Source organism: Aquibaculum sediminis (assembly GCF_040712085.1).
GTDB lineage: Bacteria > Pseudomonadota > Alphaproteobacteria > Kiloniellales > DSM-21159 > Aquibaculum > Aquibaculum sediminis.
Genome location: NZ_JBFCVK010000007.1, coordinates 1 through 13,023, shown reverse-complemented (window position 1 = coordinate 13,023; position 13,023 = coordinate 1). Strand labels below are relative to the sequence as shown.

The 13,023-nt window shown below is 64.3% G+C and carries 13 protein-coding genes; 8 read left to right on the top strand and 5 right to left on the bottom strand.

What is annotated here, in order from left to right:
* Window positions 1–1,542, bottom strand: coding sequence for a SpoIIE family protein phosphatase (locus ABZ720_RS12260; RefSeq protein ID WP_366555820.1), 1,542 nt, complete (start codon window positions 1,540–1,542; stop codon window positions 1–3).
* A complete protein-coding gene (locus ABZ720_RS12255; RefSeq protein ID WP_366555819.1) occupies window positions 1,539–2,324 on the bottom strand; it encodes a substrate-binding periplasmic protein in 786 nt (261 codons plus the stop codon). Before ABZ720_RS12255 ends, ABZ720_RS12260 begins: the two co-directional genes overlap by 4 nt.
* Window positions 2,325–2,528: 204 nt before the next feature.
* Here ABZ720_RS12255 and ABZ720_RS12250 point away from each other — a divergent pair, with 204 nt between their 5' ends.
* The 4 genes from ABZ720_RS12250 (at window position 2,529) to ABZ720_RS12235 (ending at window position 7,916) form a co-directional block, all read left to right on the top strand.
* Entirely contained in the window at window positions 2,529–3,716 is a 1,188-nt protein-coding gene (locus ABZ720_RS12250; RefSeq protein ID WP_366555818.1) for a phosphoserine transaminase, read from the top strand.
* A 48-nt stretch (window positions 3,717–3,764) separates the two neighbouring features.
* On the top strand, window positions 3,765–5,348 hold the full coding sequence (gene serA, locus ABZ720_RS12245) for a phosphoglycerate dehydrogenase (protein WP_366555817.1): 1,584 nt from the start codon (window positions 3,765–3,767) through the stop codon (window positions 5,346–5,348).
* Between the two features lie 105 nt (window positions 5,349–5,453).
* Complete coding sequence (locus tag ABZ720_RS12240; RefSeq protein ID WP_438264103.1) at window positions 5,454–6,620, top strand: ATP phosphoribosyltransferase regulatory subunit; 1,167 nt, start codon at window positions 5,454–5,456, stop codon at window positions 6,618–6,620.
* Between the two features lie 3 nt (window positions 6,621–6,623).
* On the top strand, window positions 6,624–7,916 hold the full coding sequence (locus ABZ720_RS12235) for an adenylosuccinate synthase (RefSeq protein WP_366555815.1): 1,293 nt from the start codon (window positions 6,624–6,626) through the stop codon (window positions 7,914–7,916).
* A gap of 13 nt (window positions 7,917–7,929) precedes the next feature.
* Here the strand turns inward: ABZ720_RS12235 and ABZ720_RS12230 are convergent, their stop codons facing one another.
* Entirely contained in the window at window positions 7,930–8,280 is a 351-nt protein-coding gene (locus ABZ720_RS12230; protein ID WP_366555814.1) for a VOC family protein, read from the bottom strand.
* Between the two features lie 190 nt (window positions 8,281–8,470).
* Here ABZ720_RS12230 and rplM point away from each other — a divergent pair, with 190 nt between their 5' ends.
* Window positions 8,471–8,932: a 50S ribosomal protein L13 gene (rplM, locus tag ABZ720_RS12225; protein ID WP_366555813.1), complete on the top strand. Its 462-nt coding sequence runs from the start codon at window positions 8,471–8,473 to the stop codon at window positions 8,930–8,932.
* 4 nt (window positions 8,933–8,936) lie between these two features.
* Window positions 8,937–9,428 carry a 30S ribosomal protein S9 gene (gene rpsI / locus ABZ720_RS12220; protein ID WP_366555812.1) on the top strand — a complete coding sequence of 164 codons (492 nt, stop codon included), beginning with the start codon at window positions 8,937–8,939 and terminating at the stop codon, window positions 9,426–9,428.
* A gap of 123 nt (window positions 9,429–9,551) precedes the next feature.
* On the opposite strand, the gene rpoH is transcribed toward rpsI, so the two are convergent.
* Together rpoH and ABZ720_RS12210 are read right to left on the bottom strand one after the other, a co-directional pair.
* Window positions 9,552–10,448, bottom strand: a complete 897-nt coding sequence (gene rpoH / locus ABZ720_RS12215) for an RNA polymerase sigma factor RpoH (RefSeq protein WP_366555811.1) — start codon at window positions 10,446–10,448, stop codon at window positions 9,552–9,554.
* A gap of 88 nt (window positions 10,449–10,536) precedes the next feature.
* Window positions 10,537–11,481, bottom strand: coding sequence for an RluA family pseudouridine synthase (locus ABZ720_RS12210; RefSeq protein WP_366555810.1), 945 nt, complete (start codon window positions 11,479–11,481; stop codon window positions 10,537–10,539).
* Window positions 11,482–11,574: 93 nt separating this feature from the next.
* Here ABZ720_RS12210 and ABZ720_RS12205 point away from each other — a divergent pair, with 93 nt between their 5' ends.
* Window positions 11,575–11,868, top strand: coding sequence for a hypothetical protein (locus ABZ720_RS12205; RefSeq protein WP_366555809.1), 294 nt, complete (start codon window positions 11,575–11,577; stop codon window positions 11,866–11,868).
* Between the two features lie 18 nt (window positions 11,869–11,886).
* Window positions 11,887–12,927, top strand: coding sequence for a threonine aldolase family protein (locus ABZ720_RS12200; RefSeq protein WP_366555808.1), 1,041 nt, complete (start codon window positions 11,887–11,889; stop codon window positions 12,925–12,927).
* The last annotated feature ends 96 nt before the right edge of the window (window positions 12,928–13,023 follow it).

The window sequence follows — 13,023 nt, the reverse complement described above, 5'->3', positions numbered from 1 at the left end:
TTATAGGGGACGGAAGGCGACAAGTGTATAGTCGTCGCGGGGCGGCTCGTCGCTGCGCCAGCTCGCGAGCGCCTCTTCCAATCGTGCGAGTTGTTCATTCAGTGGAAGTGCAGCGTATTGCTGCAACACCCGCAGCATGCGCCGGCGTCCGAACAGCCGTTGGCGGCTGTTCGGGTCCGGTGCACCCATCTGGTCGGTCACGCCGTCGGTGAATAGGTAGAAACTCATACCTGGTTCGATGGTGAGCCGCGTTTCCGGTAGTTCGCCGGGCGGCAGCAAGGACTGATAGCCCAGGCTGCCGCGGGTGGCGGGAATGGTTTCCATCTTGCCGTTGCGTTGCATCAGCAATGGGATGCTGGCTCCGGCATAGTGCAGTTCGCCACTCTCTGGATCATAGACACAGCAGGCTGCATCCAGGCCGTCGTCGGCTTCGTTGTTGGCGCTGTGCGAGAGGTGCTGTCGGACCAGGCGATCCACGCTGTAGAGCAGGCGGGACGGGGAGGGCGTGTGGCTCTGCCGCAGCGCCTGATCCAGGGCTGAGGCTGTGATCAAGGACATGAAGGCTCCGGGCACTCCATGGCCTGTGCAGTCGGCCAGGAAGATCACACATCGGCCGCCTTGCTCCACCACCCAGCAGTGGTCGCCGCCCACCCGCTGCAGCGGGCGCCAGAGCAATTCAGCTTCCACGAAGTGGCGCTCCAGGTCCGTCGGATCAGCCATCAGCCCTTCCTGGATCTTGCGCGCGTAGTTCAGGCTCTCGGTGATCTGCCGATGCGCCGACTCGATCTCCGCGTTCTTCTCGACGAGGGCGTTCTGGGTCTGCTGCAGTTCATCCAGCAGGCGCTTTGCCTCGTCGCCGCTTTTCAGGCCGCTGACCATGCTGTCAAACGCACGTCCTGCGCGTCCCAGTTCGTCTTTGCGTTTCCACCCCAGGTGCGGCCAGACCTTTCGTTCGACCAGGCGCATGGCTTCCAGCATCTGTTCGAGCGGCGTGATCACGAGGTGGCGCACGGCGTAGTGGAAGGCTATGGAGGAGCCGAGCAGCAGGATGACGAAGGCGCTGAGTGCGATCAGGAGTTGCCGCTGCAATGCGCGACGCAGTTCTTCCTGGCTCATCACCAGTTCGAAGCGTCCGATGACCGAGCCACGGGGATCGAGAATGTTGCTGGAGGCCGTGATCGTGCCTGCTGCGGTCGAGCGTGCACTGGTGATCGACAGCATGTCCTCGTCATTCTCGCCTAGGATGCGCGCGGATACGAAGGCCGGGTCCTGTTCGATGGCGCTGACCTGTGCGGCATAGGTAGGGCGGTCGAGCATCCACACCGGCCGGGCCAACGCCTCGGCGGTCAACTGCGCGACCACCGTCACACGCTGCTCAAGCTGGTCGTAGCGATCGCGATAGTCCAGCCAGGCAATGGTGCCCTGGGTTAGCAGGACGATCAGCGCGATGAAAGGAAAGGTGCGGAACAGCAGCCGCGCAGCGAGTTCCGACTCGCGCAGCTTGCGACCACGCAGCCCGTGAGTGCCAGAAGAGCCGCTCATAGGCTGCCGCCGGCCTCCATCCAGCGATCCCGGTAGCCGAGTTCGTCGATCGCTCGGCTGATCCAGTTGAATAGCTGGTTTGCCTCGATAGGTGAGTCTGCGCGCACCAGTGCGCGGTACCGATAGATCTGATCAGGCGTATCCGACATTAAAAGGCCCGAGACCCCTTGCCCCGTTTGGGCGAAATAGTACTCCAGATAGGAGCGGGCGACGATAGCCATGTCGGCGCGCCCGGCCAGAACAAGTTCGATCGCAGCGCGGTTGTCATTGACCAGGATCATCCCGTGTTCGCTTTCCAGCTTGCCTGGGTCGCGCTCGAAACCGGCGAAAGCGTAGTGATAGCCCCACATGCCGGCGATGCGCTTGCCACTCAAGTCCTGAAAGAAGCTTTGGGTACGGCCGTCTTCCTTGCGGGCAACGAAGAGATCGTAGTCGAGCAGGAACACCTCGGTTGCATCGATCGAAAACTCCCTGCCTTTCCACCCCCAGTCCGGGCTCTCAAAGAACATCACATCGAAGTGCCCCGCCTCGAAGTCGGCGAAGCGACGGGCTGGTGAGGTCAAGAAGAAGGAAAAGTGGTAATCGGCCTGAGCTTCGTTCAGCCAGTCGATCATCTCAATGGTCAGTCCCTTCGGGGATCCGTCGGCAGCGATACTTACGAAGGGTGGGAAGACATAGCCACCGACGGTGATCGGGAGGGCTTCTGCGGACGAGAGGGTGGTTGACAGGGGGGTGGTGAGCATGGCCAAGCAGACCAGACTGAACTGCCGCCTGCTGATCATCGAACTCCCCCGCCCCCGCTCGTCATAATGTCGAAGTATGCGACCTTGCGGCGGCAAGGTCTACCCTGCGGCTGCAATTGTCTTCTGGTTTCGTATGGCGAGTGGGGCTGCCGAGGCTGCGTTGACGCACTGCAACATGGCTCCTACTATCCGCCGCCATCGCTAGTCCTGAAGCGACAGTCTTGCGCGAAGGAACGCCTTTTTATGCTCTCGAATGCCGATTTACCGCTTCTCCCCGAGAAGCCGGATCGCCGCCCATCCAACCCCAATTTCTCTTCCGGCCCCTGTGCCAAGCGCCCGGGCTGGTCGCTGGAAGCCCTGCAGGGCGCCTTCCTCGGTCGCTCGCATCGCGCCAAGCCCGGGAAGGCCAAGCTGGCGGAGGTGATCGAGCGCTCGCACCGGCTGCTCGGGCTGCCGCAGGATTGGCGCCTGGCGATCGTCCCGGCCTCTGACACCGGCGCGATGGAGATGGCGCTTTGGTCGCTGCTCGGCGCGCGCGGAATCGATGTTCTGGCCTGGGAGTCCTTCGGCCAGGGTTGGGCGACTGACGTGGTCAAACAGCTCAAGCTGAGCGACGCCCGCGTGCTTGCAGCGGACTACGGCGAGTTGCCGGATCTCGGCGCGGTGGGGAAGGACCGCGACGTGATCTTCACCTGGAACGGCACCACCTCGGGCGTGCGGGTGCCGAATGCCGACTGGATTGCGGCCGACCGCGACGGCCTGGCGATCTGCGACGCCACTTCGGCTGCCTTCGCCATGCCGCTCGACTACGAAAAGCTCGATGTGGTGACCTGGTCCTGGCAGAAGGTGCTCGGCGGGGAGGCGGCGCACGGCATGCTTGCCCTCTCGCCGCGGGCCGTGGCTCGCCTGGAGAGCCACACGCCGGCCTGGCCGATGCCCAAGGTTTTTCGCATGACCAAGGGCGGCAAGCTGATCGAAGGGATCTTTAAGGGCGAGACCATCAACACGCCGTCGATGCTGGCGGTCGAGGATGCGCTGGACGGTCTGCGTTGGGCGGAAGACATCGGCGGCCTGTCGGCCCTGATCGCGCGCAGTGAGGCCAATTACCGCTGTCTGGCCGATTGGGTTGCGAGTCGCGACTGGATCGATTTCCTGGCCAAGGCGCCAGAAACCCGCTCGCCCACCTCCATGTGCCTCAGCTTCGTCGATCCCTGGTTCGAGCAGCTTTCGTCCGAGCGGCAGGCCGCCTTCGCCAAGTCTTTCGCTGCGACCCTCGATGCGGAAGGCGTCGCCTACGACGTGGGCGCGTACCGCGATGCGCCGCCGGGGTTGCGCATCTGGGGCGGGGCGACGGTCGAAGCCGCCGATCTGGAAGCCCTGCTGCCCTGGCTTGATTGGACCTGGGCCAAACTCCGTAACGAGCAGGCTTGAAGCCAGCACAGCGACCCAGAATGACACGAAGGAAAGAGTAAGAGAGTCATGCCCAAGGTACTTATTGCCGACAAGCTCAGCCCGCGTGCCGCCAAGCTCTTCGAGGAGCGGGGCGTCGAAGTGGATGTGGTCCAGGGCCTCTCGGAAGAGGAACTGGTGGCCCGAATCGGCGATTACGACGGCCTGGCCGTGCGTTCCGCCACCAAGGCCACGGCAGCTGTCCTGGAGGCAGGCTCGCAAGGGCGCTTGCGCGTGGTCGGGCGCGCCGGCATCGGTGTCGACAACATCGACGTGCCCGCCGCAACGGCTCAAGGCGTGGTCGTGATGAACACGCCCTACGGCAACGCGGTGACCACGGCCGAGCATGCCGTGGCCATGATGTTCGCCCTGGCCCGGCAATTGCCGGCGGCCGACCGTTCGACCCAGTCCGGGAAGTGGGAAAAGTCCAAGTTCATGGGCGTCGAGCTCACCGGCAAGACGCTGGGCGTCATCGGTTGCGGCAACATCGGCTCCATCGTCTGCGACCGTGCACACGGCTTGCGCATGAAGGTCGTTGCCTACGACCCCTTCCTCTCGCCCGATCGCGCCCAGGACTTGGGCGTCGAGAAGGTCGAACTGGAGGAGCTGCTGCGCCGGGCCGATATCATCACGCTCCACGTGCCGCTGACCGACCAGACCCGCGGGATTCTCGACGCCGAAGCGATGGCGAAGTGCCGCAAGGGCGTGCTGATCGTGAACTGCGCGCGTGGCGGTCTGGTGGTGGAGAAGGATCTGAAGGTCGCGCTGGAATCCGGTCAGGTTGGAGGCGCGGCTCTCGACGTGTTCGAAGTCGAACCTGCCAAGGAGAACGCGCTTTTCGGCACGCCGAACCTGGTCTGCACCCCGCACCTGGGCGCCTCGACCGCGGAAGCGCAAGAGAACGTGGCCCTGCAGGTGGCTGAGCAGATGAGCGACTATCTGCTGACCGGTGCGGTGACCAATGCGCTCAACATGCCCTCGCTCACTGCGGAAGATGCCAAGCATCTCGGCCCTTACATGGCGCTGGCAGATCAGCTTGGCTCCTTTGCCGGGCAGCTCACGCGCACGGGCCTGAAAGCCATCCGCATCGAATACGAAGGCCATGTGGCCGGCCTCAACACCCGGCCGCTGACGCAAGCGGTGCTGGTTGGTGTGCTGCGCCCGATGCTTGATTCCGTGAACATGGTGAACGCTCCCGTGCTGGCGCGGCAGCGGGACATTGCGGTGGCGGAAACCAAGTACGAGCGTGATTGCGACTACCAGACCCTGATCCGCGTGACCCTGGACACAGAAAAACAGGTGCGCTCGGTGGCAGGGACGCTGTTCGGCGGTTCGAAGCCGCGGCTGGTGGAAATCAAGGACATCCAGGTCGAAGCGCAGCTCGGACAGCACATGCTCTATCTCACCAATCACGACACGCCCGGCGTGATCGGCAGTGTGGGACGCATTCTGTCCGAGGCCGGCATGAACATCGCCACCTTCCACCTGGGTCGTGCCGAGGCAGGCGGCGATGCCATCTGTCTCATCGAGCTCGACGCAGAGATTCCCCCGGCCGCGCTCGCAGAGGTGCGGGCCCTCCCGCAGGTGCTGCGCGCCGAGCCCTTGCGTTTCTGACTTCTGGTCACCCGTAAGGGGAGGCTTTCGAGTCCGGACTTTCGAGGCCGGGGCAAACCCGCTACTAACGGCCTCGAAAGTCGGGAGCGAAGCGAGACCATGAGCATCACCCAGCTATCAGATGCGGCCGGGCTGGCACTGCTGCCTGCCGGTCTGCAGGACGGTCTGCCGCCGGACGCCGCGCACGAGGCGGCGCTGGTGGAGCAGATGATCGCCACGCTGGCCGGCTACGGCTATGAGCGGGTCAAGCCGCCGCTGCTGGAGTTCGAGGACTCGCTTCTGGCCGGCCCGGGCGAGCAGGTGGCACAGCAAACCTTCCGCCTGATGGACCCGATCAGCCAGCGCATGATGGGCCTGCGCGCCGACATGACACCGCAGGTGGCGCGCATCGCCGCCTCGCGTCTCGGCCGGGCGCCCCGGCCATTGCGGCTCTGTTACGCCGGTGAGGTGCTGCGGGTGCGCGGCAATCAGTTGCGTCCGGAGCGGCAGTTCGCACAGGTGGGCGCCGAGCTGCTGGGCAGCGATGCACCCGCCGCGGATGCGGAGGTGGTGCGGCTGGCGGCCGACGCGCTGCAAAGCCTGGGATTGAAGTCTCTCAGCATCGACCTCTCCCTGCCGACGCTGGTGGGCCGCCTGCTGGCGGATCTTGGCATCTCGGATCACTCGGGAAGGGCGCTGCGTTCCGCCCTCGACCGCAAGGACGCTGCCGCTGTGCACGCGGCTGCTGGCGACGCTGCACCCCTGTTCGACGGCCTCGTGCGTGCCGTGGGCCCAGTGGGCAAGGCCCTGCCGGCGCTCCAGGCCTTGGACCTGCCTGAAGCTGCGCGGCGCGAGGTGGCCGGTCTGGCACAGGTGGTCGAACAGGTGGAGCGAGAGGCGCCTGATCTGCGCCTGACCGTCGATCCCGTCGAGCACCGCGGTTACGAATACCAAACCGGTCTGTCTTTCACGCTTTTCGCCACCGGCGTGCGCGGCGAGTTGGGCCGGGGAGGGCGCTATGCTGCAATCGGAGCGCAGGGCGAAGAGGATCGGGCGACGGGCTTTACGCTCTTCATGGACACGCTGCTGCGTGCCTTGCCTGCCGTGCAGCGCCGAAAGCGCGTCTACCTGCCGATCGGCACGGATCCGGCGCAGGCCCGGGGCTTGAGGGCGACGGGATGGGTGACCGTGGCGGGGCTGGAACCTGCAGCAGATCCCCTGGCGGAAGCCCGGCGCCTGCATTGTGGCCATCTGCTGCGGGACGGGGTCCTGCACGAAGTGGAGAATGAGTGAGTCATGGCGAATGTAGCGGTCGTCGGTTCCCAGTGGGGCGACGAGGGTAAAGGCAAGATCGTCGATTGGCTGTCCGAGCGGGCCGACGTCGTGGTGCGCTTCCAGGGCGGGCACAACGCAGGCCACACCCTGGTGGTAGACGGCGTGACCTACAAGCTCTCGCTGCTGCCCTCGGGCGTGGTGCGGCCGGGCAAGCTTTCGGTCATTGGCAACGGCGTGGTCGTCGACCCCTGGGCCCTGGCCGAAGAGATCGAACGCATTCGCGAGCAGGGCGTGGCCATCACACCGGACAATCTGAAGATTGCCGAGAACGTGACTCTGATACTGCCACCGCACGGCCGCCTGGACCGGGCGCGGGAGGCGGCGCAGGGCAAGAAGGCCATCGGTACGACGGGTCGGGGCATCGGGCCGGCCTATGAAGACAAGGTCGGCCGGCGGGCCGTGCGCTTGTGCGATCTGGCCGATCCGGATCTGCTCTCCGACCGCCTGGATCAGTTGCTTGTGCATCACAATGCCCTGCTGCGTGGGCTGGGCGAGACCGAGATCGACAAGGCGGAACTCATGGCGCAGCTGCTGGAGATCGCGCCGAAGGTGCTGCCCTATGTGGACCGGGTCTGGCAGCGCTTGGAGGCCGCGCGGCGCAGTGGCAGGCGCATCCTTTTCGAGGGCGCGCAAGGGGCGCTGCTGGATGTCGATCACGGCACCTATCCCTATGTGACCTCCTCCAACACCGTCGCCGGGCAGGCGGCGGCCGGATCCGGCACCGGCCCCGCCGTGATCAATCAGGTGCTTGGCATCACCAAGGCCTACACAACCCGTGTCGGCTCCGGTCCCTTCCCAACCGAGTTGGATGACGAGATCGGCCAGCGGCTTGGCGAACGCGGGCGCGAGTTCGGCACGGTCACCGGTCGGCGTCGGCGTTGCGGCTGGTTCGATGCCGTTCTGGTGCGCCAGGCGATCCAGACCGGCGGCATCACGGGCATCGCGCTGACCAAGCTGGACGTGCTCGATGGTCTCTCCGAACTCAAGATCGGTGTAGGCTATGAGATCGATGGCAAGCGCTACGACTACCTGCCGGCCAGCCCGGCGCTGCAGGCCAAGGCGGTGCCTATCTATGAGACCCTGCCTGGTTGGGGGGAGAGCACCCAGGGTGCGCGCAGCTGGGGCGACCTGCCGGCGACTGCCGTCAAGTATGTCCGGCACATTGAGGAATTGGTCGGCGCGCCGGTGACACTGCTTTCCACCAGCCCCGACCGGGATGACACCATCCTGATGCGCGATCCCTTCGCTGGTTAACAGCAGGCAGGGGTCAAAGCGGACGGGCGAAGCTGATTTCGTGGCCGTCGGGGTCGCGGATGTGGAAGTATCGCTCACCCCAAGGCGCGTCCTCCGGGGCGAAGTCGGGCGCAAGTCCCGCATTCACGGCCCGCGCGTGACAGTCGTCGACGTCTGTGACGTAGAAGATCGCCCGGCCCCACCAGCCAATCTCCTGCTCCGGGCCCACCTTGATGAGATTGAGATAGCCAGGGCCCGCGTGGAAGCTGGTGAAGTCGGCGTTCTCGCCACCATACTTGAGCCGAAATCCAAGCTTGCGATAGAAGGCGACGGCCGCTGCCATGTCGTGGGTGGCCAGTGTCACGGCGCTCAGGCTTTCGATCATCGCTGCGTCTCCTCTGCACCATGCGGTATATAGTTACCACAACACTAAAGATGCTGATTTATCGCCATTTTCCGGCGTTGACTTTGGTCTGAGCGGAGCGTAAAAGCCCTCGGACCGCGCGGCAGAAGCCATGCGTTTTTCTGCGCGCAGGCAGTTTTCAGCGACACCCGTCGACCAGCGAAGGCCAAACATGAAGACCTATTCCGCAAAGCCGACTGACGTCGAGAGAAAGTGGTACGTGATCGACGCCGAAGACGTCGTTCTCGGCCGTCTCGCCAGTCGGGTTGCCAACGTGCTGCGTGGCAAGCACAAGGCAATGTACACTCCGCATATCGATACCGGCGACCATGTCATCATCATCAACGCCGAGAAGGTAAAGCTGACCGGCAAGAAGCTGCAACAGAAGCGCTTCTACTGGCACACGGGCTATCCCGGTGGGATCAAGGATCGCACCATGGGACAGATCCTCGGCGGCCGCTTTCCGGAGCGGGCGATCGAGAAGGCCGTGCAGCGCATGATCCCGAGCGGCCCCCTGGGGCGCGCCCAGTTCAAGAAACTGCGCGTCTATGCCGGTGCCGAGCACCCGCATGAGGCCCAGCAGCCCGAGGTCCTGGACCTCGCCGCGATGAACCCGAAGAACAAGAGGGCCTGACCCCATGGCCGAACAGACCCTGACCTCCCTCGACCAACTCGGCGGCACCGCGGTGGCGGAGCCCACCAGCGAAGCCGCGCCGGTCACCGCGCAGCCGAAGCGCGATGAGTTCGGTCGCTCCTATGCCACCGGCCGCCGCAAGGAGTCGGTTGCCCGTGTGTGGATCAAGCCGGGCAGCGGCAACATCACCGTCAACGGCAAGGCGCTGGATGTCTACTTTGCACGTCCGGTGCTGCGCATGCTGATCGCGCAGCCTTTCCTGGTGTCGAACCGGGACGGCCAGTTCGATGTGATCTGCACCGTCTCCGGCGGCGGGCTCTCCGGCCAGGCCGGTGCCGTGCGCCACGGCATCTCTCGTGCCCTGACCCACTACGAGCCGGAACTGCGGCCGGTGCTGAAGCAGGTCGGCTTCCTCACCCGCGACAGCCGCGCGGTGGAGCGCAAGAAGTACGGCCGGGCCAAGGCGCGTCGGAGCTTCCAGTTCTCCAAGCGCTGATCCCATCCGGATCGCACAAGCATCAAGGGCGGCCTATACAGGCCGCCCTTTTTGTTGGGACTGATACTTGGGTGTTTGAACCGCCAAGGGCCGCCTGTCGGACGGCCCTGAAACGGTTTCCGCTTACGCCGTGGCCAGTCGCTCTTCGATGGCGGCGTTGCGGATCGCCTTCTGCAGCTTCTCGAAGGCGCGCACCTCGATCTGGCGCACACGCTCGCGGCTGATGCCGTACTCCTGACTCAACTCCTCCAGGGTGGTCGGCTCCTCCTTGAGGCGCCGCTCGTTCAGGATGTGCTTTTCCCGATCGTTGAGGTTCTCCATGGCCCTGACCAGCAGCGCGCGCCGCTTGGTCAGTTCCTCGTCCTCCGCATAGCGGGTTTCTTGATCCTCGCTATCGTCGGTGAGCCAGTCCTGCCACTCACCATCGCCATCGATGCGAAGCGGCGCGTTGAGCGAATGGTCCGGTCCGGCCAGACGACGGTTCATATTCACCACATCGACCTCGGGCACGCTGAGTTGCGTGGCGATGTGGCTGACTTGCTCAGGATGAAGGTCGCCGTCATCGATCGCCTGCATCTGGCCCTTGAGTTTGCGCAGGTTAAAGAAGAGTTTCTTCTGCGCTGCCGTGGTGCCCATTTTCACCAGCGACCAGGAGTGCAGGATGTATTCCTGGATGGCCGCGCGGATCCACCACATTGCGTAGGTTGCGAGACGGAAGCCCTTTTCAGGATCGAAGCGCTTGACGGCCTGCATCATGCCGACGTTGCCTTCGCTGATCAGTTCAGCCAGAGGCAGACCATAGCCGCGGTAGCCCATGGCGATCTTGGCCACGAGCCGCAGATGGCTGGTCACAAGCTGATGTGCCGCTTCAAGGTCCTCACGCTCCTGCCAGCGTCTGGCGAGCATGTATTCCTGATCGACTTCCAGCATAGGAAACTTGCGGATTTCCTGCAGGTAGCGCGTCAGATTGCTCTCGGCGGTGAGCACCGGAAGCTTGGGGGAAGCGGTTGCTGTACTCATGATCTATCACCCCTTTCGATCGGACTTTTCACTTGGCTGAACCGGCCCGTTGCCCAATCCATACCAATGCCATCCGAATTGCGTGATATTAGACTAATTCCAGAAGAGTGGTCAAGTTCCTCAGATCGGGTGGTAGATCCGATTGGAAGCTGAGACGTTCTCCGCTGACCGGATGGGTGAAGCCCAGGGTACGCGCGTGCAGCGCCTGGCGGCCAAGCTCCGCAATTGTTTCGCGCAGTTCCACGGGCAGTTCCTTTATCTTTCGTTGTACGCTGCCGCCGTAGACTGGATCACCCAAAAGCGGATGACCTGCATCGGTCAGATGAACCCGGATCTGGTGCGTGCGCCCCGTGAGGAGACGACACTCGAGCCGGCTGATTGTTCCTCCGGCGTAGCGGGCCATCGTGCGATAGCGGGTAACAGCGGTCTTGCCGCCCCGACGCAACACGGCCATCTTCTTGCGATTGCGCGGGCTGCGGCCGATGTTGCCGCTGATCTCGCCGGCGGGCGGCGAGAGACTGCCCCAGACAAAAGCGTCGTAGGCGCGCTCAATGCTGCGCGCAGCAAACTGCTCGGTCAGTGAGTGCAGCGCTTTTTCCGTTTTGGCCGCGACCATCACCCCGCTGGTGTCCTTGTCCAGGCGATGGACGATTCCCGGCCGACGCTCACCGCCGATCCCGGTCAGCTCCGTGCCGCAGTGGGCCATCAGAGCGTTGACCAGGGTGTGGTCCGGGTTACCGGGTGCGGGATGGACAACAAGGCCGGCGGGCTTGTCGATCACGATCAGTTCTGCATCCTCGTACAGGATAGAGAGATCCAGGGCCTGGGCCTCGGGCGGAGCCTCTTTAATCTCCGGTATTTCTATGGCGAAACTTTGACTGGATTTGACCCTGAATGAGGCCTCGACTATCGTCGCGCCGTCGCTGCTGACCCTCCCTTCCTCGATCAACTGCTTGACTCGGCTGCGTGACATTCCGACAAGGCTTGCGGCAAGAAAGCGATCGAGCCGCAGCCCGACATCGGCCTCTTCCACGCTGAAGCAATAGCGACCGGGATGGACGGTTCCGCTCGGGGAGCGGGGAGGGGGAGTGCTTGCTGGCATGATGGAACAAGAGGACACGAAGCAATGGCGGCGCTCAAGGCCCTGGTGATCGGAATGGCGGTCGTGATCGTCGCGGGGATGGGGTTGGTGGTCTACGGAATGGTGCGCCAAGCTGACGGCCTGCGCGATGCGCCTGACGTCGTCGCGGCGCAGCAGACCGTCCCGGAGGCTTGTACGCTGGCCGAGGTGACGGCCGATGGACGCGGATTGTTGCTGCTGCGCCTGGCAGGGCCGGTGGAACAAGGCTGTCGGGCGGTGTTGCTGTTTGACGCGCGCCAGGGGGGCTTCCGTGGCCGCATCGACCTCCCGGCGGAATGAATCGAGAGTGCTGCAAAAATGGTGAACTTCGCTTCCGACAATGTGACCGGCGCCTGCCCCGAAGTCCTGCAGGCGGTGATCGACGCCAACGATAGCGGGCCGCGGATGCCCTATGGCAATGATGCCGCCACGCAGGCGATCGAGGCGCGCCTGGGTGAAGTCTTCGGTACTGATGTGAAGGTCTTCCTGGTGGCGACCGGCACCGCCGCGAATTCCCTTGCTCTGGCGGCGCTCGCTCCGCCCTGGGGCGCGGTCTACTGCCATGAAGAGGCGCACATCCAGAATTCAGAGTGCGGTGCGCCTGAGCTCTTCAGCGGCGGCGCCAAACTGATGCCCGTGGCCGGATCGCAGGGCAAGCTGGAGGCGGCAACGCTGGAGGCGGCCATCGACCGCAGCGGTTCCGTCCACCACAGCAAGCCGGCGGCCCTCTCGCTGACGCAAAGTACGGAAGCCGGCACCCTCTACCGACCGGCTGAAATCTCAGCGCTGACGCAGATTGCCCGAGACGCGGGTCTGCACGTCCACATGGACGGGGCGCGGTTTGCCAACGCCGTGGCGGCGCTGGATTGCCATCCCGCCGACGTCACCTGGAAGGCCGGTGTCGATGTGCTGTCCTTCGGCGGCACCAAGAACGGCTGCCTGGCAGCGGAAGCCGTGGTCTTCTTCCGACCAGAATTGGCCGCGAATGCCGCCTTCCTGCGCAAGCGCACCGGGCACCTCTTCTCGAAGATGCGCCTGCTCACAGCGCAGTTCGAAGGTTACCTCACCGACGATGCCTGGCTACGCCATGCCCGGCATGCCAACGCCATGGCCGCGCGCCTGGCCGAAGGGCTGGAGAAGGTGCCGGGAGTCGCGTTGCACTACCCTGTGGAAAGCAATCAGGTCTTCGCGCGCTTTCCGAGGGCGGTCACGCAGAAGCTGCAGGCCCAGGGCTTCCAGTTCTATGCCGAGATGCACGAGGGTGCGTCGCGCCTGGTGACCGCCTGGTCGACGCGCGACGAGGAGGTCGATGCTTTCCTGGATGCCACCCGGTCGGCGGCACAAGAAGCAGTCGCTTAGAGTATCCGTGTTGATCAAGAAGGAAAGTTGACCCATGGACGCTGATCTCTGAGGAGGGCGTTTGCGAGGATCACGAGCTTGCGCATGATGGCTGTG

Coding starts and splice junctions, on each gene's coding strand:
- ABZ720_RS12255 (WP_366555819.1), bottom strand. CDS start 2,324: ATGATCAGCAGGCGGCAGTTCAGTCTGGTCTGCTTGGCCATGCTCACC.
- rpsI (WP_366555812.1), top strand. CDS start 8,937: ATGGCCGAACAGACCCTGACCTCCCTCGACCAACTCGGCGGCACCGCG.
- rplM (WP_366555813.1), top strand. CDS start 8,471: ATGAAGACCTATTCCGCAAAGCCGACTGACGTCGAGAGAAAGTGGTAC.
- serA (WP_366555817.1), top strand. CDS start 3,765: ATGCCCAAGGTACTTATTGCCGACAAGCTCAGCCCGCGTGCCGCCAAG.
- rpoH (WP_366555811.1), bottom strand. CDS start 10,448: ATGAGTACAGCAACCGCTTCCCCCAAGCTTCCGGTGCTCACCGCCGAG.
- ABZ720_RS12230 (WP_366555814.1), bottom strand. CDS start 8,280: ATGATCGAAAGCCTGAGCGCCGTGACACTGGCCACCCACGACATGGCA.
- ABZ720_RS12205 (WP_366555809.1), top strand. CDS start 11,575: ATGGCGGCGCTCAAGGCCCTGGTGATCGGAATGGCGGTCGTGATCGTC.
- ABZ720_RS12235 (WP_366555815.1), top strand. CDS start 6,624: ATGGCGAATGTAGCGGTCGTCGGTTCCCAGTGGGGCGACGAGGGTAAA.
- ABZ720_RS12200 (WP_366555808.1), top strand. CDS start 11,887: ATGGTGAACTTCGCTTCCGACAATGTGACCGGCGCCTGCCCCGAAGTC.
- ABZ720_RS12260 (WP_366555820.1), bottom strand. CDS start 1,542: ATGAGCGGCTCTTCTGGCACTCACGGGCTGCGTGGTCGCAAGCTGCGC.
- ABZ720_RS12250 (WP_366555818.1), top strand. CDS start 2,529: ATGCTCTCGAATGCCGATTTACCGCTTCTCCCCGAGAAGCCGGATCGC.